Origin of the sequence: Providencia sp. wls1943 (assembly GCF_009706275.1) — a bacterium.
Taxonomy (GTDB): Bacteria; Pseudomonadota; Gammaproteobacteria; order Enterobacterales; family Enterobacteriaceae; genus Providencia; species Providencia zhijiangensis.
Window position 1 is genome coordinate 1 of record NZ_WLTU01000027.1, and the last position, 24,334, is coordinate 24,334.

At 43.5% G+C, this 24,334-nt stretch carries 25 protein-coding genes; 6 read left to right on the forward strand and 19 right to left on the reverse strand.

Annotation, left to right across the window (positions count from 1 at the left end; genetic code table 11):
• Positions 1 to 313: 313 nt before the first annotated feature.
• Positions 314 to 1,819, forward strand: a complete 1,506-nt coding sequence (locus tag GKR48_RS16840; RefSeq protein WP_154628131.1) for a hypothetical protein — start codon at positions 314 to 316, stop codon at positions 1,817 to 1,819.
• Between the two features lie 19 nt (positions 1,820 to 1,838).
• On the opposite strand, the gene GKR48_RS16845 is transcribed toward GKR48_RS16840, so the two are convergent.
• The 10 genes from GKR48_RS16845 to pdxB form a co-directional block, all read right to left on the reverse strand.
• The gene (locus tag GKR48_RS16845; protein ID WP_154628897.1) at positions 1,839 to 2,411 is read right to left on the reverse strand and encodes a UbiX family flavin prenyltransferase; all 573 of its coding nucleotides are present in this window, start codon (positions 2,409 to 2,411) and stop codon (positions 1,839 to 1,841) included.
• 313 nt (positions 2,412 to 2,724) lie between these two features.
• Positions 2,725 to 4,242: an amidophosphoribosyltransferase gene (gene purF / locus GKR48_RS16850; RefSeq protein WP_154602886.1), complete on the reverse strand. Its 1,518-nt coding sequence runs from the start codon at positions 4,240 to 4,242 to the stop codon at positions 2,725 to 2,727.
• Between the two features lie 14 nt (positions 4,243 to 4,256).
• Complete coding sequence (cvpA, locus tag GKR48_RS16855; protein ID WP_154628898.1) at positions 4,257 to 4,760, reverse strand: colicin V production protein; 504 nt, start codon at positions 4,758 to 4,760, stop codon at positions 4,257 to 4,259.
• 177 nt (positions 4,761 to 4,937) lie between these two features.
• A complete protein-coding gene (gene dedD, locus GKR48_RS16860) occupies positions 4,938 to 5,654 on the reverse strand; it encodes a cell division protein DedD (protein ID WP_336431196.1) in 717 nt (238 codons plus the stop codon).
• A gap of 5 nt (positions 5,655 to 5,659) precedes the next feature.
• Positions 5,660 to 6,949, reverse strand: a complete 1,290-nt coding sequence (folC, locus tag GKR48_RS16865; protein ID WP_154628899.1) for a bifunctional tetrahydrofolate synthase/dihydrofolate synthase — start codon at positions 6,947 to 6,949, stop codon at positions 5,660 to 5,662.
• Complete coding sequence (accD, locus tag GKR48_RS16870; protein WP_154628900.1) at positions 6,939 to 7,907, reverse strand: acetyl-CoA carboxylase, carboxyltransferase subunit beta; 969 nt, start codon at positions 7,905 to 7,907, stop codon at positions 6,939 to 6,941. Before accD ends, folC begins: the two co-directional genes overlap by 11 nt.
• Positions 7,908 to 8,067: 160 nt before the next feature.
• On the reverse strand, positions 8,068 to 8,775 hold the full coding sequence (locus GKR48_RS16875) for a DedA family protein (RefSeq protein WP_154628901.1): 708 nt from the start codon (positions 8,773 to 8,775) through the stop codon (positions 8,068 to 8,070).
• A gap of 35 nt (positions 8,776 to 8,810) precedes the next feature.
• Positions 8,811 to 9,626 (reverse strand): tRNA pseudouridine(38-40) synthase TruA, encoded by an 816-nt coding sequence (gene truA / locus GKR48_RS16880; RefSeq protein WP_154628902.1) that lies wholly within the window; start codon positions 9,624 to 9,626, stop codon positions 8,811 to 8,813.
• The gene (locus tag GKR48_RS16885) at positions 9,626 to 10,636 is read right to left on the reverse strand and encodes an aspartate-semialdehyde dehydrogenase (RefSeq protein WP_154628903.1); all 1,011 of its coding nucleotides are present in this window, start codon (positions 10,634 to 10,636) and stop codon (positions 9,626 to 9,628) included. Before GKR48_RS16885 ends, truA begins: the two co-directional genes overlap by 1 nt.
• 72 nt (positions 10,637 to 10,708) lie before the next feature.
• Positions 10,709 to 11,833 (reverse strand): 4-phosphoerythronate dehydrogenase PdxB, encoded by a 1,125-nt coding sequence (gene pdxB, locus GKR48_RS16890; protein ID WP_336431197.1) that lies wholly within the window; start codon positions 11,831 to 11,833, stop codon positions 10,709 to 10,711.
• Positions 11,834 to 12,099: 266 nt separating this feature from the next.
• On the opposite strand from pdxB, the gene GKR48_RS18275 reads away from it, so the two are divergent.
• Complete coding sequence (locus tag GKR48_RS18275; RefSeq protein ID WP_272521603.1) at positions 12,100 to 12,960, forward strand: hypothetical protein; 861 nt, start codon at positions 12,100 to 12,102, stop codon at positions 12,958 to 12,960.
• Between the two features lie 11 nt (positions 12,961 to 12,971).
• Here GKR48_RS18275 and GKR48_RS16900 read toward each other — a convergent pair whose 3' ends face one another.
• Positions 12,972 to 13,769 (reverse strand): AraC family transcriptional regulator, encoded by a 798-nt coding sequence (locus GKR48_RS16900; protein WP_154628905.1) that lies wholly within the window; start codon positions 13,767 to 13,769, stop codon positions 12,972 to 12,974.
• A gap of 98 nt (positions 13,770 to 13,867) precedes the next feature.
• On the opposite strand from GKR48_RS16900, the gene GKR48_RS16905 reads away from it, so the two are divergent.
• On the forward strand, positions 13,868 to 14,788 hold the full coding sequence (locus GKR48_RS16905; RefSeq protein ID WP_154628906.1) for a DMT family transporter: 921 nt from the start codon (positions 13,868 to 13,870) through the stop codon (positions 14,786 to 14,788).
• Between the two features lie 158 nt (positions 14,789 to 14,946).
• Here GKR48_RS16905 and GKR48_RS16910 read toward each other — a convergent pair whose 3' ends face one another.
• From GKR48_RS16910 to tctD, 5 genes are all read right to left on the reverse strand, one after another.
• Entirely contained in the window at positions 14,947 to 16,089 is a 1,143-nt protein-coding gene (locus GKR48_RS16910) for a HipA domain-containing protein (RefSeq protein WP_154628907.1), read from the reverse strand.
• A gap of 9 nt (positions 16,090 to 16,098) precedes the next feature.
• A complete protein-coding gene (locus tag GKR48_RS16915; protein ID WP_154628908.1) occupies positions 16,099 to 16,287 on the reverse strand; it encodes a hypothetical protein in 189 nt (62 codons plus the stop codon).
• Positions 16,277 to 16,549 carry a helix-turn-helix domain-containing protein gene (locus GKR48_RS16920; protein ID WP_154628909.1) on the reverse strand — a complete coding sequence of 91 codons (273 nt, stop codon included), beginning with the start codon at positions 16,547 to 16,549 and terminating at the stop codon, positions 16,277 to 16,279. The genes GKR48_RS16915 and GKR48_RS16920 overlap by 11 nt, the downstream gene beginning before the upstream one ends.
• A gap of 208 nt (positions 16,550 to 16,757) precedes the next feature.
• The gene (locus GKR48_RS16925; RefSeq protein WP_154628910.1) at positions 16,758 to 18,194 is read right to left on the reverse strand and encodes a sensor histidine kinase; all 1,437 of its coding nucleotides are present in this window, start codon (positions 18,192 to 18,194) and stop codon (positions 16,758 to 16,760) included.
• Positions 18,191 to 18,859, reverse strand: coding sequence for a transcriptional regulator TctD (tctD, locus tag GKR48_RS16930; protein ID WP_154628911.1), 669 nt, complete (start codon positions 18,857 to 18,859; stop codon positions 18,191 to 18,193). Before tctD ends, GKR48_RS16925 begins: the two co-directional genes overlap by 4 nt.
• A gap of 342 nt (positions 18,860 to 19,201) precedes the next feature.
• On the opposite strand from tctD, the gene GKR48_RS16935 reads away from it, so the two are divergent.
• From GKR48_RS16935 to GKR48_RS16945, 3 genes are read left to right on the forward strand one after another with little or no spacing between them, the layout of a single operon-like run.
• A complete protein-coding gene (locus GKR48_RS16935; protein WP_154628912.1) occupies positions 19,202 to 20,176 on the forward strand; it encodes a Bug family tripartite tricarboxylate transporter substrate binding protein in 975 nt (324 codons plus the stop codon).
• A 10-nt stretch (positions 20,177 to 20,186) separates the two neighbouring features.
• The gene (locus GKR48_RS16940) at positions 20,187 to 20,618 is read left to right on the forward strand and encodes a tripartite tricarboxylate transporter TctB family protein (RefSeq protein WP_154628913.1); all 432 of its coding nucleotides are present in this window, start codon (positions 20,187 to 20,189) and stop codon (positions 20,616 to 20,618) included.
• A gap of 10 nt (positions 20,619 to 20,628) precedes the next feature.
• Entirely contained in the window at positions 20,629 to 22,137 is a 1,509-nt protein-coding gene (locus GKR48_RS16945; protein ID WP_154628914.1) for a tripartite tricarboxylate transporter permease, read from the forward strand.
• A 66-nt stretch (positions 22,138 to 22,203) separates the two neighbouring features.
• Here GKR48_RS16945 and GKR48_RS16950 read toward each other — a convergent pair whose 3' ends face one another.
• The 3 genes from GKR48_RS16950 to fabB form a co-directional block, all read right to left on the reverse strand.
• The gene (locus GKR48_RS16950; protein ID WP_154628915.1) at positions 22,204 to 22,530 is read right to left on the reverse strand and encodes a hypothetical protein; all 327 of its coding nucleotides are present in this window, start codon (positions 22,528 to 22,530) and stop codon (positions 22,204 to 22,206) included.
• Positions 22,531 to 22,780: 250 nt separating this feature from the next.
• Positions 22,781 to 22,957 carry a hypothetical protein gene (locus tag GKR48_RS16955; RefSeq protein WP_154628916.1) on the reverse strand — a complete coding sequence of 59 codons (177 nt, stop codon included), beginning with the start codon at positions 22,955 to 22,957 and terminating at the stop codon, positions 22,781 to 22,783.
• Positions 22,958 to 23,116: 159 nt separating this feature from the next.
• A complete protein-coding gene (fabB, locus tag GKR48_RS16960) occupies positions 23,117 to 24,328 on the reverse strand; it encodes a beta-ketoacyl-ACP synthase I (RefSeq protein WP_154602903.1) in 1,212 nt (403 codons plus the stop codon).
• Positions 24,329 to 24,334 lie beyond the last annotated feature (6 nt).

Here is a 24,334-nt window from a genome sequence, read left to right on the forward strand (position 1 = left end):
AAACGTTTAGAAGAGTCTGGCTTTGAATTTGAATTTATTGAACTGAGAATTGCTTTGGAAGATTTATTGGTTTCCAGTGGAAACTAACTCATTTTTACGCTTCTAACACCATAATATCCCTGCCATCTCGTGAGATAAATAATGAGATGGTTTCTATCGTGTTTCTCTTTACAACTACCCTGTTTAAATCATTCCTGTTTAAATCATTTGCATTCACGCTTATTATATGTACATTCAAATAATTGAAATTTGAAAGATATAGATAATAAATATATGTATGGTGTTATTAATTTAATCAATTATGGATAACATTATGCCTATCGAAAGTTCCACCGTGAAAAAAACACCTTTTTCCCAATCAAAATTTTTAAATTTCCTGACAACAGATGATGCCGCATCTTTCAAAGAAAACATATTGAAAGTCTCAAATTCAAAAGAGCGTTTCGGTGGTTTTTGTTTTGGTGCATCTGTGAAATTTTTACACTATAGTGATAAAGGTTTAGAGCATGAATATATCAATATTTATAATAAACATTTAGATAACATAACAGCCAACAACCCTATAACAAATGCAAAGCCTTCTAATATAGAGATGGCATCAGTTTTACATTACAAAGATTACACAGAAAAAAAACACGAAATCAAACAAGGGAATAAATTACTTAAGGAAATATTTGACATACAAAAATTACAAGCAGAATCAACACTAAATAATAACTTATCACTGCCCATTTCATTTTTATCATCTGCACTGGCAGAACAAAACTTTATAAAGGTAATAGATCTAGCTTTGGATGAAAACGTGGAAAAATATTGCAATAAGGAAAGTAGAATGCAAAAAATAATTTGTGCAGCAGTTCTTGACGAAAAAAGAAAATATATAAAAAACAGATATTCAATAAAAAAAACTGACAAGCTAGATGAAATTTTTCTCTGTCTTAATTCAAATCCCGGCATCCGTTCTAGATATAGAGCTATTAATAGTCTATTAGATTCATCACGAATTCCCACAAATGCGAAAACAGAAACTGCTTGGGTGGAAAAAAATAAGCAGCAAAATTTAAACTCTAATATAAAAATAGCAAATAAAATCAGACAGACAAAGAAATTCAATGATTTTATGAGTATGATTAAGGCTTGTAAGGATGATACCCAAAATTATCTATTTTCAAGCCCTTATCATACTTGTGCAATCAATATTAAGAGAAATAAAGAAACTGAAAAATATGAATTTTTTGACCCTAATGAAGGCCTTTATGAATGTGATAGTTTTGATGAATTTTCGCTTTTTCTAAAAAACTACATGGATGAAAATCAAGAATATGAATTCATAAAAGATGAAAAATCTGATTATCAAATAGCATTCGTTAAGTTAAATAGGATAAACCAAAATTCAGCTAACTATAATGAAAATAAAGGTTTTGATAGTAATTTAAAAATCAACAAACTACTCGCATTAGATAACTTTAAGGTTATATTAAAAAGAACATCATTAAAAAGCAGAGTACTGAAAAAGAAAAGCGATAGTATTGTACATCAAAGTTTTAACAAAAAAAATCATTTAGTTACATTAGAATTTAATTACACTAAGTCAAATGAATCTAAACAAAAGACCATCTACTCTTCAAATATTGACGCGTCGGATCTTCACCAAGTTATTCGGAAGAATCTAGCTCAATTAAAACAGACAGATCAGAATATTTTTATTGATAAAAAAGGAAATATATACCCTATAGCCCCTCATATTTCTATGGCTAATTTTCATATTAATACGGTGCCTAGTGATAATTTTAGCCCTGTTACACTCAATAATAATTGAGCATTACGATCCCATTAAATTACTTTGTCCCATGCCAACGGGTAAACCAATCGTGTTCAAGTTGAATATCAAATTGATCAAGTACACGGTTCACGGTTTGGTCGACAATATCTTGAATAGATTGAGGCTGATGATAAAACGCAGGCATTGGGGGCATAATCACCGCTCCCATTTCTGCGGCTTGAACAAGCAACCGTAAATGCCCCAAGTGCAGTGGTGTTTCACGTACCCCTAATACCAGTTTTTTCCCTTCTTTTAAAACGACATCTGCGGCACGGGTGACTAACGTATCTGTATAACTGTGAACGATGCCTGAAAGGGTTTTCATGGTACACGGCATGATAACCATACCCGCAGTACGAAAAGAGCCTGAGGAGATGGCAGCGGCAATATCGCGGCTATCATAAACATGGTCTGCTAGCTGTTGCACATCTTTAACACTGCATTCTGTCTCCAGTGCTAATGTCTGGCGTGCTGCTGCACTCATCACTAGGTGGGTTTCCACATCCTTCACAGGCTTGAGCACTTCCAGCAATCGAATACCGTAGAAAGCCCCACTCGCGCCCGTTAACCCAATGATAAGTTTTTTCATGTTCAACCCCAATTCACGTAATTTCCTGCATTATATACCAAATACGCGGAGGGTGTTGAGCTAGGAATGGATATGGCTTTGATTAAAAGTTACCTAGTAGCATGAAAGCTAAGTCTAAGGAACTATTCTCGCTAGAATCCTCTAAATAATTCATGCTGTAGTTAGGCTAGCCGACCAGAATATCATTAATTTTCTATATAGTTAGGGCTACAGCTAGGCGGCAAATAAAGCTATCCCAAGGAGCATACAAGAGTATGTGACTTGGGTAGCTGAATGAAGCCAACAACACTGTAGCCCTAACTATGACGAAAATTTAGCCTTCGTTGTATATCTCTAAATCCTCAACATCACTCTGATCTTTCAACTTCAACTCATCATCTTTACGCAGATTTTCCAGATAATCTAAATAGGTCTGGTCAATATCTTTGGTCACGTAGATGCCATCAAATACGGAACATTCAAATTCGTTGATTTCCGGATTTTCTTCACGAACCGCGTCAATGAGGTCGCTAAGATCTTGGAAAATTAGTCCATCTGCGCCAATCAGTTTACGGATTTCATCCACTTCCCGACCGTGTGCAATCAACTCATTGGCATTTGGCATATCGATGCCGTATACGTTAGGGAAGCGAACTTCTGGTGCTGCTGAAGCAAAGTAGACATTCTTTGCACCCGCTTCACGAGCCAGTTCAACGATCTGTTCTGATGTGGTACCGCGCACAATAGAGTCATCCACCAGCAGAACGTTTTTATCACGAAACTCTGCACGGTTTGCATTCAGTTTACGGCGCACAGATTTACGACGTTCTTGTTGCCCAGGCATGATAAAGGTACGTCCAACATAGCGGTTTTTCACAAAACCTTGACGGTACGGTTTATCGAGGATATGGGCGATTTCTAACGCGATATCGCATGAGGTTTCAGGGATTGGGATCACCACATCAATATGCAGGTCTTCCCATTCGCGCGCAATTTTCGCGCCTAATTTTTGCCCCATACGCAATCTTGCGTTATACACAGAGATTTTATCGATAAACGAATCTTGGCGAGCAAAATAAACATATTCAAAAATACATGGTGTCAGCTGCGGGTTTTCTGCACATTGGCGAGTAAATAATTTGCCATCTTCAGTGACATATACCGCTTCGCCTGGCGCAACATCACGCAGGAATTCGAAACCTAAAGTATCAAGTGCTACGCTTTCAGACGCGACCATATACTCATGTTCGCCAGTCGCAAGAATACGGCGACCAAGGACTAATGGGCGAATACCATGAGGATCACGGAATGCCACCATGCCATGACCAATAATCAGTGCCACGCAAGCATAGGCGCCACGGATTTTTTTGTGCATTGATGCTACGGCACTAAAAATGTTGTCGGGTTCGAGAGGAAAATGGTCAAACTTATCTAATTCGTATGCTAATACGTTTAGAAGAATTTCGGAGTCTGACGTGGTATTCACATGGCGACGTGCTGTTTCAAATAGACTCCGAGCGAGTTCGTGAGCATTTGTCAGGTTACCATTATGTGCAAGGGTGATACCAAAAGGAGAGTTAACGTAAAAAGGCTGGGCTTCGGATGCGCTGGAGCTACCCGCAGTTGGGTAACGCACATGTCCAATACCCATTGAGCCTTGAAGGCGCAGCATGTGGCGCGTTTCAAAGACATCTTTTACTAAACCATTTGCTTTACGCAAACGGATATTGTTTTTACCATCAATAGTCGCAATACCCGCTGCATCTTGCCCACGATGCTGTAGCACCGTTAACGCATCATAAATTGATTGGTTTACCGGTGAAACACCGGCGATACCGACAATACCGCACATTTAGTCTTTCCTCATCAGCCAGACGGAGAGATATTCTCCGGTAGGAAACTTGACGCATTTTGCAGGTAGTCAAAGAACCACCTAATAATATGACTGAACTGCGGAATAAGCTGTGAACGATGCCAATCCTCACTTTGAGGAAGCGGTGTAAATGTATCGAGAAAGAACAATAGCGCCGATACAATTAATACCCCACGCAACGCACCGAAGCAGATCCCCAGTACACGATCTGTACCCGATAATCCGGTTTTTTGTACTAATGAACTAATCACATAGTTCACCACTGCACCGACAATCAATGTCGTGATAAACAGTGCTGCAATCGCAATACCATTACGAACCAAAACATCCTCAAAGTTCGTAAAGTAACTCGCTAAGTAAGGATAGAACGTACTTGCAACGAAGAACGCACAACCCCAAGTGATTAACGATAATGCCTCACGTACAAATCCACGGATCAGGCTTACCAGTGCCGAGAAGCCAATAATGGCGATAATTGTGTAATCAATCCAGACCATATTTCATTCCAAAATTCGCATTCACGTCAGCGGCGAATGCATTCTAACAGAAAACGAAAACGTTTGCGTAACCATTTTTCATTGAATTTAAAAAAATCAGCGGCGAAAAGAAAAAATCATAATCGCCGCAGTAAGTTGCTAAATACCCTTATTTTTTAGGGATAACTGAATGTCAATTTAAGGCTTAAAAGCTTGGATTATCCCTTTTGTGCCGGTAATTGCGTTCAATTCAGGTAAAGCAGATTCAAGCTTCTGCCTTGACGCTTCAGGTCCCACATAAATACGGGTTAATTTGTTATTCACCGGTTGCGCTGGCACCGTATAAACCTGATACCCAGACAATCTTAGCTTCGCCACAATTTCTTCAACCTTGCTGGCATTATTGAGGGCAATCACTTGCACTACATAGGCTTTACCTTGAGGTTCTTGTTTTGGCTTAGGCGCAGGTTCTGGTTTCGGTTCCGGCTTTGGTTCCACCTTAGGCTCAGGTTTTGGCGCGGGCTTAGGTTCCGGTTTCGGCTCTACCCGTGGTTTTTCTGGCGTGACATTGGCAGGAATGGCGCTTCCATTTTGATTCACCACGTTTTGACTATTATTACTTTGATTTGCACTGTTTGCGGTTACAGAAGGCTGCTCACTTTGCTTTTGCTCAGTAATAGCTTCCGATAACATCGCTTCAGAAGTTCCTTCCGAAGAAGCGGTCGATGCACTGTGTGTAATTGGCGCAATTGACTCAATATCTTCTTCATCACCCGGTTTGGGAATAATCGGAATGGCTGCAAATTCATTTTCATTGTATTTTTTATCGCCATCCAGCAATGCAGGCAATACGATGACCCCTGCAGCGACTAAAACAATGGCGCCAGCAAGACGATTCTGGAATTTACTAGCCACTGGCTTTATCCTTCTGTTTTCTCTAATAGCATCATGACATGAGCCACGGTATGGAATGATCCACACACCACAATCACATCTTGTGGTCGCGCATCCGCACACGCTTGTTGCCAAGCTGCTTCCACAGAATCAAACTCATGTGCACCGTCAACGTGCTGACTAAGCTCAGTCACATCTGCACCACGAAACTCTCTCAGCGGTGCAAGATACCAGTCAGTTACCTGCTGGGATAAACAAGTTAATGTCCCTTGAATATCTTTATCCCCCAGCATTCCCACTACCGCACGAATTCGTCGACCTTCTACCACTGGTAATTGCGCGAGTTTGGAGACTAAATAGCCTGCAGCATGAGGGTTATGGGCTACATCCAAGATCATTAACGGATGTTCACCAATGATCTCGAAACGTCCCGGTAACTGAGCGGTACTTAAACCTTGGTGGATAGCTTGGTCAGTGATTTTCTGCGCTAAGTCCGCATCAATCTCCATCAAGCAGCTGATCACACCCATCGCGGTTGCTGCATTGGCCAACGGCACATTCGGTAATGGTAAATTAGCCCATGACCTCTGAGAACTTTCCCAAGACCAATGTTGCCCTTGTTCTTGGTAATGCCAATCCTTGCCACGACGAAACAGCATGGTGCCAATTTTGTCGGCATAAGCGCCTATAGAGTCCGGCATATCAGGCTCACCCACCACGCCATAATGGCCTTGACGGAAAATACCCGCTTTCTCATGGCCAATATGCTCACGGTCAGAACCTAGCCAATCAGTATGGTCAAGCGCAATACTGGTGATTGCCGCGATATCCGCATCCACGACGTTAGTTGCATCAAGGCGACCGCCCAACCCTACTTCAAGGATCACAATATCTAACTCAGCTTGCTTAAATAATTGTAGTGCAGCTAAAGTGCCATATTCAAAGTAGGTTAACGAAATATTTCCACGCTGCGCTTCGATAGTCGCAAATGCTTGGCAAAACTCACTTTCAGTAAGTTCTTTACCTTGGATCCGGACGCGTTCCGTGTAGCGCACTAAATGTGGCGAACTGTAGACACCCACCTTCAAACCCGCCGCCATCAAAATGGACTCAAGCGTATGGCAGGTTGTGCCTTTTCCGTTGGTTCCAGTGACAGTGATGACGCGAGGAGCGGGTTGAGTGAGATGCATTTGGCGGGCAGCTTGCCCTACTCGTTCCAACCCCATATCAATATTTTGACTATGCAGGTCAGTGAGATAAGAAAGCCAAGCCTCCAATGGAGACTTGGCGGTAGGAATGATTAGATTACTCATCATCTTTTTTATGTTTAGCGCCTTTTGCTTTATCTGCACCCTCGACAGCATCAGCAAGATCAATTTCCACATCAACTACTTCAACAACCAGCGCTGGCGCGGTGTTTAGACTTGGTTGATTGGTTAACATCGCGAGGACATCAGCCAAACGATCACGCATATCTTGACGACGCACGATCATGTCAATTGCCCCTTTTTCCAGCAGGAATTCACTGCGTTGGAAACCTTGAGGTAATTTTTCACGAACGGTCTGTTCGATAACGCGAGGACCCGCGAAACCAATCAGTGCTTTAGGCTCGGCAACGTTGATATCACCCAACATCGCTAAACTTGCAGAAACACCACCCATGGTTGGGTCGGTCAGTACAGAAATGTACGGTAAGCCACGTTCTTGCATTTTCGCCAGTGCAGCACTGGTTTTCGCCATTTGCATCAGAGACAGCAACGCTTCTTGCATACGCGCACCACCACTGGATGAGAAGCAAACTAATGGACAGTTATCTTCCAATGCTTGTTCCACAGCACGGACAAAACGTGCGCCCACAACCGATGCCATTGAACCACCCATGAAGGAGAATTCAAATGCAGCCGCAACAACAGGCATCTCTTTGAGCGTACCTTTCATCACGACGATAGCATCTTTTTCACCCGTTTCTTTCTGGGCTGAGCTAATTCTGTCTTTATATTTTTTAGAATCGCGGAATTTGAGCACATCTTTTGGCTCTAATTCGCTACCTAATTCCGTTGTTGAGTTTTCATCAAGGAAAGATTCAAGGCGTTGGCGAGCATGAATACGCATATGGTGGTCACATTTTGGACACACTTGTAGGTTACGCTCAAGTTCAGCACCGTAGAGGACTTGCCCACAGCTATCACATTTAGTCCAAACACCTTCAGGAATGTTTGCTTTATGGGATGGGGTTGAAGTACCTTTTTTTAAAATTTTCTCAATCCAGCTCATTAATGGACCTTTTCGTCTGATTGCACTCTGACGACACCTCAAATAATACCAGCTACTGAGTTTCAGGGGTGGTTATATAAGAAGCATCTATCAGTATGTTATTTTTTGCCATTAAACCACAATGATATCTCACTGTAGATAAAAACTTTTTTCAAACCGATTATTGGTTATCGTTTTTTTGCGTCGCCGCACTATTTTCTTTTGCCACTGCATTTTTTTCTTTTGCAGCAGCTCGACGGTGGCGAATAATTTCAATGACACCCGGCAGAATCGAAATAAAGATAATCGCGACTATCAGTAATTTCAAATTCTTTTGTACTATCGGTAAATCACCAAATAAATACCCTGCATAGGTAAAGAGTAGCACCCATAATAGCGCACCTGTCACATTATAAAAGGCAAAATGACGGTAAGACATTTTACCCATACCCGCAACGAAAGGTGCAAAGGTTCTCACGATAGGCACAAAACGCGCCAAAATAATCGCTTTTCCGCCATGTTTTTCATAAAACTGATGAGTTTTATCCAAATAGCTACGACGGAAAATTTTTGAATCTGGGTTTTTAAACAGTTTCTCACCAAAGATACGTCCAATGGTGTAGTTCACTGCATCCCCAATAATTGCTGCAATAATCATCAACAACACCATGACGTGTACGTTTAAATCATTACTTGGCAATGCTGCTAACGCACCCGCGACAAATAATAATGAATCCCCGGGAAGGAAAGGTGTGACCACCAACCCCGTCTCACAAAATAGGATCAGGAATAAAATTCCATAAACCCAAACACCATATTCGGCGACCAATTCCGCAAGATGCACATCAATATGTAAAATAAAATCAATGATAAAACTGATAAACTCCATGGGGTTCCTCATGTGGAGATTTATATTAACGACCTTTACAGTAGCTCATCCGCGAGAAATAGAGGCCCCATCACATTCTGTGGCAGGTTAAATTTTTCAGGATAATCCACGCTCACTAAATACAGCCCTTCCGCTTTGGCTGTCGCCGCCGCTTTCGTTCTATCTTTTAACTCTAGAAGATGTGCCATCCAATCAATATCTTGATTACCACAGCCTATCTCTAACAAACTGCCAACAATGTTTCTCACCATATGATGTACAAACGCATTGGCTTTTATATCCACAACCACATAGTTTCCGTGACGCGTGACATTTACGTGCATCACATTACGCCAAGGGGTTTTTGACTGGCACTGCACCGCTCTGAACGAGGTAAAATCACGCTCACCGAGCAATGCTTGCGCCGCTTGGTGCATACGCTTTTCATCAAGCGGAAAATGAAAGTGCGTGACACCATTTGATAAAATTGCAGGTCGATAACGGTGATTAAAAATCACATAGCGATATCGACGTGCAGTTGCACTAAAACGCGCATGAAACTCATCATCTACAGGTTTACACCAGCGAACCGCAATATCGTCAGGAAGATGGGTATTCGCCCCCATCGTCCATGCAGCCTCTTTACGGTTAGCTGAAGTCTCAAAATGCACCACTTGCCCAGTCGCATGAACACCGGCATCTGTACGCCCTGCACAATTGACGGTGATTGGCTCTGCGGCAATTTTAGACAAAGCAGCCTCAAGGCAGCCCTGTACGCTTTTCACTTCTTGCTGGCGTTGCCAACCATAATAACGGCTACCGTTATACTCAATTCCGAGGGCAATGCGATGCAACTTTGGGGACTCCGACATTAGTAATACAGCTCCTGAGCCAGTTTTTCTGCTGTCTCAACCGCCATTAGCGCGCCACCAAAACGAACGTTATCCGCCACTGACCAGAACTGTAAAATTTCCGGTATACCATAATCGTTACGAATACAGCCAATGCTTAAGAAGTCATTACCTGATGCGTCAGTCACTTGAGTTGGGTAATCACCCTCTTCTGAGACCTGAATATCATCAAAACGTTCAAATTCTTCGCTCGCTTCTTCTGCGCTAACTGGGCGTAGTGTCTCTAAGTGCACCACTTGCGCATTACCATAAAATACGGGTGACTGAATAAAGCTTACGGAGACTGGCAAACCGTCGTCTTGCAGCACTTTACGAACTTGCTCAACTAAACGGCGTTCTTGCACAACACTGCCTTCGCCATCTGCTAATAATGGCAGCATGTTAAAGGCTAATTGCTTAGTAAAACGACCTTCTTCAGCAGGGATGCCATTCAATAAACGCGCGCTTTGGCCTGCTAATTCATCAACGGCTGCTTTACCGTACGCTGACATCGACAGCATATTAGTCAGTGTAATGCGCCCTAAGCCAGCCGCATCCACCAGAGGTTTGATGGAAGTTAATAGTTGGCTAACATAACTGTCTGCTACTGAAATAATATTGCGGTTACGGTAATCCGCTAATACTTGCGGGTTAACGCCCGGTACCACTAACGGCACATCAGGGTCTAACGCAAAAATACCACTGTTATCAATCACAATGCAGCCTTCTTGCGCCGCTAATTCCGCATACTGTGCCGCAGCTTCTTCGCCTGCCGCGAAAAAGGCAATTTGCGCCTGCGACCAATCGAAGTCCGCGACATCTTGCACTTGATAGCTTTTACCGTTGAAGCGAATGCTCTCCCCTGCACTGCGCTCACTGGCTAGTAAATAAAGCTCACCAACGGGAAACTCTCTTTCTTGAAGCAGGGAAAGAATGCCTTCGCCCACTGCGCCTGTTGCCCCGAGTAATGCAATATTCCAACCTTCTGTCATGGTTTTTCCTCTAAAAAATCAAAGTGAAATAAGCTGTAATTAGCCACTTATTTCACCTAAAAGAATCTGTTATTAAATTTTTGCGTTAAAGCCTAATTCGCTCAGTAACTGGGCTGTCTCTTGGTTATCGCATTGAACTGTTAACGATGACCATTCACGGCGTTCTTGGTAGTGTTTACGTAATTTATCGAACTCACCGGGAATGCCAGCCACTGCACGCAGTGACGCATCATCACGGCGCACATCATACACGAGATGCACTAATCTTTTGAGCTGGCTTTGCGTTAATTTACCATTGAAATTAATGCAGTCGATATCCGGTTTCGGTAACAGCGATGTCAGAGACACATTCGCAGGTTTACCTAGGAATTCGCAATAAGCTTCAAAGACTTGGGTTGTTCCTCGTGCTTTGCCCTCTAAAGTATAGCCTGCAATATGCGGCGTACCGATATCCACATACGCCAGCAATTCTGTATCCAGATCAGGCTCAGGCTCCCACACATCCAATACCACACTCAGCGGTTTACCTTGTTCAAGCAACTGTAATAGCGCTTGGTTATCCACCACTTCACCACGGCTCGCATTCACCAAAATGGTACCATCGCGTAGATTTGCTAATCGAGGCTCATCCATTAAGTGGAAAGTTGAATATTCGCCTTCCATATTGAGCGGCGTATGGAAGGTTAAAATATCAGCCTGCTCCAGTAGCGAATCGAACGGAACAAAAACTTCTTGGTCGCCTTTATCTGCTCGAGGAGGGTCACATAATACGGTATTAACGCCCCACGCTTGCAGACGTTTATACAAGCGCCCTCCCACATTCCCGACACCCACTATCCCTACGGTTTTATCGCGTAAATCAAAATTATCGCGCTCTGCCAACATCAGTAATGCAGAAAAAACATATTCAACGACAGCAATGGCATTGCACCCCGGCGCTGAAGAAAATCCAATAGTGGCCTCGGCAAGCCACTGGGTATCAACATGGTCAAACCCTGCCGTTGCCGTACCGACGAATTTTACTGGCGTATTGCTCAGTAATGATTTATTCACTTTGGTAATTGAGCGCACCATTAATGCATCTGCATCAACCAGTTCCTGTTCTGGCACTGGGCGCCCTGGTACTGCTTTAACTTCGCCTAGCTCACTAAATAGTGTTTGAGCATATGGCATGTTTTCATCAACCAAAATTTTCACGGAATTCGTCCCAATAGAATGTGTGTCATGCCCGATTTGGCTGCCACACTATACTCCAAATCGTCGATAGGCTGAATCATTTACATGACAATGCTTTTGGTTGAAATTGATAGGATAGTTGGCGGCATTTAATTTTTCTTTTTATTAAACAAACTTACAGATGAGTCTGACTACCTAATCCCAAGGATTTCATGTTTAATCAGCAAAACCACATTAAACGTTATTCATTTTTCAGGAAGGCATTTATTTTGAAAGGTATATTGATTGTGAAAAAAGTATTACTGCCGCTACCCCTAATGTGCTCGTTTTATGCCTATGCTGGCGAACAAAACTGCTCAGCGGACACCATCGCCATCAACAATTTTAATAATTTCGTCTTTGCTCAAGAGCGCCCATTTAACGACGCATTAAAAGAGATGAATGCGCGCACCACCAGCCCAGACGACTACATCAACAACACGGTTCAGACCAAGTTTGATGATTGCGGGGCCCTAATCGAATTAACTGGCCATGAAGTTGTCAAATTCAGTATCCACGACAGCGTATCCGTCAAATCCATTGATATGAGCATGAAAAAAAATGGTAACGGATGGGACTACAAATCCGCATTTAAACTGTCTGTTATTAATCAAGATAATGTTGAAAAAACTATCTTGCAGCAAAAAATGAACGGGAAGTTTTTCACTGATCAGAATGGAAAAATAACCGAAGCCAAAGATTCTTCTTATACGACAACCCTCGATAAAGAGCGCATGTTAACGAGAGCTGTCACCACTTTTTTAACTGATGATAAAGGACGATTATCTGAATCCAACCGAGTCAGTACGCTCGAAAATGATAGTGTGAAAACAGCCTTCCTCTATGATGCGAAAAATCGCTTAGTTCGCATGCAGTCTGACTCAACCGTCAAAGAGTTTACCTATGATGATGGCAGACCGTTAACCGAAAAAACTATTGAAGAATTTTTTACCACCGAAACAACCGTGACGACCTGTAAAAGCTGGAATACGTTCGGAAGATGCACCGACGCAAAAAAAAATATCACCACATTAATTAAAGATGAACACGGAGGGAAAGATAGCGTGTACAACTACCACGCTAATATCAAATACGATTATGTATATTGATTTTCCCTCTACTATGGGGTCAGCTCTTTCATCCGAAACCGGTCTGGAGTGACCCCTGAAATTTGCTGGAACATCGCAATAAATGCAGACGCCGAACTATACCCCACATCCAAGGCGACTTCATGGACACTTTTACCTTTGTCCAATCCAGCCACTGCATGTAAGTAACGCAGGCGCTGGCGCCACTCGCTGAATGACATACCCAGCTCTTGTTGGCAACGGCGAGATAGCGTTCGCTCAGAGGTATAGGCCCGTTTTGCCCACTGGGCAAGTGTTGTATTATCCGCAGGATCTTGCTGTAGCTCCGCTAAAATCGGCGCTAACAATTTATCTTTGCTGGTGGGTAAATAGGTATCTTGGCACGGTGAAATGGCAAATTGGTCAATCAATACCTCCCCCAAACGAATATCCTGCTCGGTTTCGGGCTGAATAATGCCCCGTTGATACATATCCGTCATAATCGTGTGGAAAATGGGGCTTAAACGCACAACACAAGCCTTACTGGCCAGTCGCGGCGTATAGGCTTGGGCGAAATCAATAATACGAAATTTAACACTCTGCTTATTAAAACTCGCATGTTGAGTATTGGCAGGGATCCAGATGCAAAACTCTGGCGGTGCCATATAATGCTTACCTTCCACTTCCATTTCCATAATCCCACAAACCACATACAGTAATTGACCAAAGGTATGGGAATGGGATTTGTATTCAGTTTGCTGGTTAATTTGTTCATGACGCAAGGCAATAAATTCAGGCTCAATAATATTGCATTCGTTAATCTGCAGAACATCACTTTTTAAATTATTCATAGGCTGTCTGAAAAGCGTTATCGATTGTCTGAATATCAGTATATATAATATTTCGGACAGATGTATACTCCTGTGGCTGATTAGGGAGAACGTTGTTAATGAAATATTTCCTGTTTCCGCTGGCCGCGGTTTTATTATGGTCCATAAATGCCATCGTCAACAAAGCCGCTGCAACGGCAATTGACCCTGCTGCTATTTCGTTTTATCGCTGGGCTCTGGCATTTTTAGTCATGACCCCATTTGTTCTGCGCTCGGTACTGCGCCATGCCAAAGTGGTTAAGCAACATTGGTGGCAACTGGCCATCTTAGGTGCTTTGGGGATGATGCTGTATCAAAGTTTGGCTTACTATGCCGCACATACGGTAAGCGCGACATTTATGGGTGTTATGAACTCATTTATTCCGCTATTAACTGTGGTGATTAGTATTTTTGTTCTGAGGGTGATCCCAACCGTTGGGATTGTTGTTGGTTCCGTTCTGTCTCTATTTGGATTAACTTGGTTAGTCAGCCAAGGAAACCCAAGCTCATTACTGGATAATGGATTGGGTCAAGGCGAATTGCTGATGATCATCGCTTCCGCCGCTTATGCCCTATACGGGGTATTAACTAAGCGCTGGTCGATTCAACTTTCTAGCTGGGACTCCCTGTATGTTCAGGTATTCTTTGGGGTTTTATTATTAATTCCAAACTTCTTGATGGCTGATGATGTAAGCCTTAACAGCAATAATATCGGGTTAGTTTTATTCGCTGGGATTGCCGCATCGATTCTGGCTCCAGCAATGTGGATCCAAGGTGTACTGCGTTTAGGCGCCAATACCACCTCTATCTTTATGAACCTTGCCCCGGTATTTACTGCCATTATCGCGGTATTCACCCTTGGGGAAGAGCTAAAGAGTTACCACTTAATTGGAGGCGGTATCGTGTTACTCGGTGTGATGTTAGCCCAACAGCTACGCACCCCGCTCACTCAGCTATTTTCTCGCAAGAAAAAAGCGTTAGAAGAAGATACTTGCCAGTAAGCCATATTAATAGCTAATAGCTCGATTGATTAAAAGCCCCATAATCTACTTCAAGGTTATGGGGCTTTGTTTATTTCATGTCTTTCTAGCTAATCACACAGACCAATTTGCACCTAAAAAAATGCATAAGTTTGATAATGACTGTTTTTAGGTGCAAATTAAGTAATTCCTAGCTCTTTGCCCCCTAAATAGCGGGCATGCAAAAAGGCAAGTTCAACAGCATCTATATCGGCGCCAGTGATACCGTAATCCTCAAAATAGTTACGCCACTCTCTAACAACCAGCCAGATTTTATTAATTTCATCAATTGCTTGGTTTCGGTTTAAACCAAAACGTTCACACCAAGAAAGTGCATTATTCAATGTCACTTCCTTACCAAACTCACCAACACCAAGATGTAATCGTCTATATTGTGAATGTGAAGGCCGAGGAACCACATCGTATAATGGACTAAGACGCCACTGTAAGATAACTGGATTATTAAGTGTTTTTCTTTCTACCGTTGGAATTTGCTCCGGGTATTCAGTCAAGACAAAGCCGTGATTTCGTAAGTGGTCGTCATCATTATTAACGAAAATATTGAATATCATTCTTCGATAGAGTTCTTTTAGATCCTCTCTAAGATGGTTCGCATCTAAATAGTGTCGCATTGCATCGGCTAACGCTGCATAACTACTTTCAATGGATGACATTTCATGAATATTCATTAAAGTGAGCCCTGATATAAAATGCCTTCTTCCTGTCGTGTGTCCCGCACCAACACGATCAAAACGCTTAATCAGCATAGCAAAATTACCTGAACCAACTTCTTCAAGACGCGTCTCAGGTACATTTAATCCGGCAGAATGAGCTAATCTTAATGTGGCATGCTCGATAGCTGGATAACAAAAACCACGATCGGTATTAGAAGCAAATTTTGCAAGCCAATGTGTTCCATCTTCCACGATAACCGTCGCTTTTGGGCGCATCCCTCCCATACTCGAGCCTGCATCAAATATCCCATACAAATTAGCGGGTAAAGGTGCACCATTTTCAATACGTTCAGCTGCATCAAAAAGATATCCCAATGACTTAATATCTGGTGACGTTCTAAGCTCTCTTGCTGAACTACCTTCAAGAGTAATATCCAGCGCTCCTGTTCTATTACTGCCAGCTTCAAGAAGATAAACTGATTCCGGTAGAGAGTTTGCTGGTGCGCGTTTTTTAGCTTCAATAACTCTCCGCCCCCATGCATCAGGTGCTGCATCTCGGATCCCACCAAATAATGTTGACTCATGAGCAAATAATTTTTGCCCCGCCACTAATTGTCCTTAAAGCATCCCAAGCCCAATAGGGTCAATTTCTATTGCACCGTTACGTTGCAAATATTTCAAACCATAAACAAAGCTTGAGCTTAATAGCTCTGAGCCTTCTTCTTGTATGTGTAGTTTTCCCGCAGGAACGGATTCGATAGTAGAGGGTAAGAATGCATGTACCATTAGGTTTTTATTAGAAATCATACTCTTCAAGTTCCTTGTCACTTAATGGACTCGCTCTTCGAGGTTGATTCATTGCTTCCAATGCGCTTACTGCATTATCTTTTTTATTCAATGCATCGGCGAGTGTTGCTCCTGCACGAACAATGTCTAGATAACGCAAAATCTGACCAATGGCGATGCCCGGATCACCATTTTCAATTCGACTCACGGTATTACGGCTCAGATTTGCTCTGACGGCAACTTCTGCCTGCGTCATTCTGCGGGCAATTCGGCTTTGCGCCAAGGAATTACCTAATGTAGAGAGCTGAAGAGATTGTTCATGAGAAAGTAATGTCTATTGTGAACGCTTCATACTGCACCTAAAATAGGTCATAAAGTCTATAATGCTTCATTTTAGGTGCAAATGGATAAAATTCAATCTATTCGATATTTTGATTTTACCCAATTGTCTGTTTGAATATTTAATTAGCTAAACATGATGTGGATACCCACTATGTTCTCTTCGGTGCCCGGCTCGCTTTCAACGTGATCCGTACCAACAATCCACCGAGATGTTCACTCTTTAACAGCTGCAATTCTGAGCCGTGGTAGCTGGCGATATCTTTTACAAGAGCCAAGCCCAGCCCTGACCCTTCCAGTCCTTTGGCATTATTCAAGCGCCTAAAGGCTTTTAATGAACGGTGAATATATTTGTTTTCGATACCCGGCCCTGAGTCTTCAACTTCCAGTTTAATCATGGAATTGCGACTTTCATCTGCCACGATTCGCACCGTAACAATCCCCTGTTCAGGGGTATATTTAATCGCATTATCAATCAGGTTCGCACACATTTCCGCCAGCAAAATAGCATCCCCTTTGACCCAGCAATGATCTAATCCTTCATAGCCTAAATCAATCTGTTTACTTTCGGATTGTCCCAAACGGGTAAAACAGACTTGCTGAACAATTTCCACCAAATTGACCGCACGATAAAGCCTGATCGCCTCTTTTTCGTGCTCTTTTAAACGCGCAAGCTGCAATAAGCGGTCAGTTAATACGATAGTGTTATCCAAGGTTTTATTAATCGCCTGCAAACTTTGTTGTTTCTGTTGCTCATCATCGCTATTAAGTGCCACTGAAACTTGCGTTTTTAATACCGCTAGCGGGGTTTTTAGTTGATGGGAAGCATCCGCACTGAAACGTTCTTGACGCTTTAACATCCGTTTTAACCGCTCCACATAGCGGTTCAAGGCATCTACAAGCGGCGAAAGTTCCGACCATGGCAACACATTCGGGATTGGTGTGAGATCATTCGCCGCGCGACCGAGCATTAAATTAGAGAGTTTTTTCAGTGGTGTTAATAGCTTACGCAACAGTAAATACGCCAATATCAGCGTCACAACCACGACGGTACCTTGGCTCATCAGCGCAGAGATCAGCAATTGATTTGCGAAATCTTGCCGCGCATACACCGTTTCTGCGACGCGGATCTCCACCATGCCCTGGATACCACCTTCGTTAATCGGCTGGAAAAAGGTCGCCACACGAATGGGCAGCCCCATGTATTCCGCATCATAAAAGTAGACTAAAGCAGTGTAATGTTGAGAGCGCATCCAATAAGGAGGGATTGGTGGTAGGTCATCATAACCAGAAATGGTTTCCCCGTGAGGGGCAATGACTTGGTAAAACAGACGGTCATTATTATTCAGCTCAAAGCTATCGAGCACCACATAAGGAACGTTCACAGAAAGATGTTCATCCACCACCTGTAAGCGTTCAGCCACAGTTCTCGCCGACGCCAGTAATGTCCGGTCATAAGCGAGGTTTGCCGCGTTTTTAGCACTATAATAGTGAGTATAAACGGAGAAACTTCCCAACAAAATGAGGGGGATACCGAAAAAAAGCAGCAACTGATGAAAGAGAGAGCGTGGATGAGAGACTAATTTCATACACTACACTGCTCTAATCGGTATCCCAATCCGCGTAAAGTATTGATATTGATATCTGAACCCGTGAGTTTTTTGCGAACCCGATGCACATACAGTTCAATACTTTGTAAATTGGCTTCATCCGACAGCGAGAATACCTGCTCAAATAATTGTGTTTTTGAAACAGGTCGCCCTCTGCGATGAAAAAGCGTATTCAATACCGCGTATTCTCGCGGCGTTAAACCTAGCGGTTCCGCCTTCAGTGAAAAATAACCGTCATCATGAAAACAGAGGTCACCAAAACATTGGTCGCTATTCACATTCCCTTGACTACGGCGTAAGAGCGCGCGTACTCGAGCCTCTAATTCAGCGATATCAAAGGGTTTAGTCAGGTAATCATCCGCCCCTGCATTCAGCCCTTTCACGCGGTCGGCCACATCTGAGTTCGCCGTTAATAGCAGAACAGGTGTTTCTTGATGACGTTTGCGCATCTGGGCTAATACATCTAAACCACTCATTCGTGGTAATGAAACATCCAAGACCACCAACGAATAATTTTCGGTTTGTAATAGCTGATCGGCGATGTAACCATCACTGGCGATGTCCACAGCAAATCCCGATGCCGTTAAGGCTTTCTGTAACCACAAAGACAACTCGTCATGATCTTCAACCAATAACATTCTCATTAGTCGCCCACTCATTATGATTATTTATGCGTATAAGTTGGCACTCTCTCGATTGAATGAAAAGTGTTAAACGTGATTTTTACCGAAGCTATCACAACTATCCTTCGTTAACCTGCTACCACAAACAAAAATTAACATAAAATTAACATAATCAAAAAGGGTAAATATAAAACAATCTGATATATATCACATAAAAATAATTTTATTTGTTAATGAAAGGTAAATGAAAGGTTCTCAATACAATGATGCATAGCGAACCAACATTGTCCAAAGCTATTCATCGACAACGACATAACCAACAACAACCAAGTAACTTAATTATTGTCTAGTGAGGAATGAAGCATGAAGAAGTTCACAATCAATGCATTAGCAGCAGCAATTTTTTTAGTTGGCGTTAACCAAGCAATGGCGTTACCCGAAAGAACAGAATGTATTGCCCCTGCCAAACCTGGCGGTGGCTTTGATTTAACGTGTAAACTCGTTCAAGTCTCCATGCTGGAAACCAAAGAGATCGAAAAACCGATGCGTGTGACTTATATGCCAGGTGGAATTGGTGCCGTTGCTTACAACGCCATCGTGGCTCAACGCCCAGCGGAGCCGGGCACCATCGTTGCATTCTCTGGTGGCTCCTTACTCAACCTTGCTCAAGGTAAATTTGGTCGTTACAACGAAAATGATGTGCGCTGGCTAGCAAGTGTTGGCAGCGACTATGGCATGATTGCCGTGCGTGCCGACTCCCCTTATAAAACTTTAGGCGAACTGATGGACGCCTTCAAAAAAGATCCAAACAGCATTGTCTTTGGTGCGGGTGGATCCATCGGTAGCCAAGATTGGATGAAAACGGCGTTACTGGCCAAAGCTATCGACTTAGACCCACGTAAAATGCGCTATGTGGCTTTCGAAGGCGGCGGTGAAACACTGACAGCTTTGTTAGGCAACCACGTCCAAGTGCTCTCCGGCGATATTAGTGAAATGACCCCGTATATCAGCGACGGAAAAATCCGTATCCTAGCGGTGTACGCCGATAAACGCTTACCCGATGCCTTAGCCAATATTCCAACCGCTAAAGAGCAAGGCTACGACATTGTTTGGCCAATTATTCGCGGATTCTATATGGGACCAAAAGTGTCCGATGCGGATTACAACCAATGGGTTGAAGCCTTCCAAAAATTACAACAAACCGACGAGTTTAAAAAGCAACGTGAATTACGTGGCTTGTTTGAATACAACCTATCGGGCCCAGAATTGGACGCTTACGTGAAAAAAGAAGTTGAGAATTACCGTGAGCAAGCGCGTTCCTTCGGATTAGCGAAATAACGGAGTCACCATGAGCCAACGCATATTTGCCATAGTCTGGCTAATACTGTGTGGGATCGGGCTGTATATCGGCTGGGGCATCCAAAGTGAGTTTACTTATGAACCACTGGGCCCCCGCCCCTTCCCGATAGCCATACTGTCATTAATGACCCTATGCGCCCTTGCACTTCTATTGGGTCGCCAAGAAGCAATTGAATGGCCCAAACCGTATGTTTTGCGCCGTTTAGTCTTGTTAATCATTGCATTAGTTATTTATGCATGGGCGTTTGAGTGGTTAGGTTTCCCATTAGCGACCACCTTACTGACCATCAGCGTTGCCCTGTTATTCGGTGCAACCCCGATAGCCGCTCTGATTTCCGGTCCGATTCTTGGTCTTTCGCTGTTTTACGCCTTCGACAAATTGCTCGATGTGACATTGCCCATCGGCGAACTTTTTAGCTAAGGAGAAAAGTATGGAAACGTGGATGTATTTATCTCAAGGCTTTGAGGTAGCGCTGATCCCGCAAAATATTATGATCGGGCTGATTGGCTGTTTCATCGGCACGATTGTCGGCATGTTACCGGGTTTAGGCCCTATCAACGGCGTAGCGATATTATTACCCTTAGCGTTTGCGCTCAAGCTACCGGCTGAATCCGCGCTTATTTTACTGGCTACCGTCTATCTAGGCTGCGAGTATGGCGGGCGAATTTCTGCCATCCTATTGAACGTTCCCGGTGATGCCGCGGCGATTATGACCACGTTAGATGGTTACCCGATGGCGAAGCAAGGCCAAGGCGGTATCGCTCTCTCGATTTCTGCCGTCAGTTCCTTTATCGGTTCCACCATTGCGATTGTTGGGATCATTTTATTTGCACCACTTCTGGCACAATGGTCGCTCGCCTTCGGGCCTGCTGAATATTTCGCGTTGATGGTTTTTGCTATCGCATGTTTAGGTAGTATGATGAGCCAAAATCCTGTCAAATCGCTGCTTGCAGCATTGATTGGTTTGGCGCTTGCGACCGTCGGTGTCGATGCCAACTCTGGGGAATACCGCTTTACCTTTGACAGCGTTAACTTATCCGATGGCGTCCAGTTTATCGTCGTGGTTATTGGACTGTTCTCTGTCAGTGAAATATTACTGATGCTAGAAGGCACCGCGACCGGACAAGGATTGATCCGCAAAACGGGTCGAATGTTATTTAGCAAGAAAGAAGCTAAAGCCTGTGCGGGTCCAACATTACGCTCCTCATTTATTGGCTTCTTTGTCGGTATTTTACCGGGTGCGGGGGCAACTATCGCCAGCGCCATCACCTATATGACAGAGAAAAAAATTGCGGGTGATAAAGGGACATTTGGTGAAGGGGATGTTCGCGGTGTCGCGGCACCTGAGGCCGCTAATAACGCCTCTGCCTGTGGGTCATTTATTCCGATGTTAACTCTCGGTGTTCCGGGTTCGGGTACGACAGCGGTTATGATGGGGGCACTGACCCTGTATAACATCACTCCAGGTCCGGGAATGTTTACTGAACAACCACACATCGTTTGGGGATTAATTGCCGCACTGCTTATCGCTAACGTTGTGTTGTTAGTGATGAATATTCCGCTGATCGGCTTATTCACGCGAATGCTCACCGTGCCATTGTGGTTCTTAGTCCCTGCGATTGCTTGTGTCTCTGCGGTGGGGGTTTACGCGGTACATAGCACCACTTTTGACTTATTACTGATGATGGGGCTTGGGGTATTCGGCTATATCTTGCGGAAGATGAATTTCCCACTATCTCCGCTGATCCTCGGGTTTGTTTTGGGTGAGATGCTAGAGCAAAACCTGCGCCGCTCGTTGTCTATCAGTAATGGGGATTTCAATATTCTGTGGAGCAGTACTATTTCTAAGAGCTTATTAATTCTAGCGGTGCTGGTGCTGGTGTTACCACCGATTGTGAAGCTTATTCGCAAACGCCGCCAGCAAACCGCGCAAGCCTAATTCCTACTGTACGTTATGACTGTCAGACTTAGCCCCATGAAAATGGGGCTTTTTTTGTTTACTAGCTCACTGATTTTCTAATTTCGGATAGCCCTGCTCGCGTAGCCATTCACGGCCCACATCAATGGTTGGTGTTTGTACAATAAAGACAAACAATGCGCCGATCATACCGCCTAACAGCGCTCCACCTAGAAAGCCACCAGAAAAGAAACCAAAGAAAAACAACATAAAGGCTAATACGGCGGAAAGTAAAACCGCCAGTCCGGTGAGCTTCCAATATTTCGCGCCCATGCGTTTTTTACCTTCTTTTAGGCATTGACGAAACAAGCGCCCTTGCTCTTTTCTCTCTAATCCCGCTAATTCAGGAACACTCTTCGCCGTCCAATACGCCATCTTATCTACCTTTCTTTTTAATTAAATTTTGTCTAACGCATTTATACGCAGCTTAGAGGTAAGATACTTGCGGATAACTCTGATAATCGTCGTGAGAACATCAATATTCAGGGGGCTGAGCAGTTTGTGTGGTCAATAAAATTTGCCCCATAAAGATTTCGGGGCAAACTTTTTGATTAATAAAAGGGATACTTCAGTAACTCAGCAAAACAACGTTTTTATTATTGCGTTTTGCCAATATAAGCATATTTTAGCCGTGGCGCGGATACACCGATTTTTCTTCTTGCTTTCCAAAAAGTGGATACATGATTTTAGTATTAAATGCACGCTTAATTTTGGCAGGGAACAGCCCCTTAATACTTTTAAGCAATGCATTACCCAAAATTTTCAAATCATTTTTCCAAATCTTACACCGTGTGAAATCCATATTAGCTCCTTATTGATACATTAATGGAGCAAATATCATGGCACTATTCTCATGACGATAATTTAATAAAATGATGATTATGGCGGCGACAATCATTAAGCCATAAAAAAGCGAGAGCCTTAGCCCTCGCTTTCTATTCGGTACATCTGTGAATAAGACTTACGCTTTGTATTTGCTCATCACTAACGTTGCGTTGGTACCACCGAAACCGAAGCTGTTAGACATCACTGTGTTCAGTGCTTGCTCAGTTGGTTGGGTGATGATGTTCAAGCCTTTCGCTTTCTCATCTAAATTCTCAACGTTGATGCTTGGTGCGATAAAGCCATGCTCTAACATCAACAAGCTATAAATCGCTTCTTGAACGCCTGCTGCACCTAAAGAGTGACCCGTCATCGCTTTGGTTGCAGAAAGTGCAGGGCAATCATGACCAAACACTTCTTGGATAGCTTCTAACTCTTTAGTATCACCGACTGGCGTTGAAGTGCCGTGTGTGTTGATGTAATCAATTTTATCAACACCCTGCATTGCCATTTGCATACAACGCACTGCGCCTTCGCCCGATGGAGCCACCATATCAGCACCGTCAGACGTTGCGCCGTAGCCAACGACTTCTGCGTAAATGTGTGCGCCACGTGCTAATGCGTGCTCTAACTCTTCAACCACGACGATACCGCCGCCGCCCGCGATAACGAAACCATCACGGTCTTGGTCATAGGTTCTTGATGCTTTTGATGGGGTTTCGTTGTACTTAGTTGACAACGCGCCCATTGCATCGAACTCACAGGTCATTTCCCAGCTCAGTTCTTCACCGCCACCAGCAAACACAACATCTTGTTTGCCCAATTGGATCAGTTCAACTGCGTGACCGATACAGTGTGCAGAAGTTGAACATGCAGAGCTGATGGAGTAGTTAACGCCTTTGATTTTGAACGGGGTTGCTAAGCAAGCAGAAATACCGGAAGCCATTGCACGAGTCACCATGTATGGACCCACACCACGCAGACCTTTCGCACGCATACCGTCAGAACCCGCTACTTGGTTACGTGGGGAACCACCACCAGAGCCAACAACAACACCCGTACGCAGGTTAGACACTTGGTCTTCCGCTAAACCTGAATCTTTAATCGCCTGTTCCATTGACAGGTAAGCATAGACAGAGCAATCACTCATGAAACGGCGGACTTTACGGTCAATCAGGCCTTCAGTATCCAGCTTTACATCACCCCAGACATGGCTACGCAGCCCTGCCTCTTTAAATTCTTCTGAGAAAGTGATCCCGGAACGACCTTCCTTCAGAGAAGCCAGTACTTCTTCCTGGTTATTACCAATGCTGGAAACAATACCTAGGCCAGTTATGACTGCACGCTTCATTCGTTA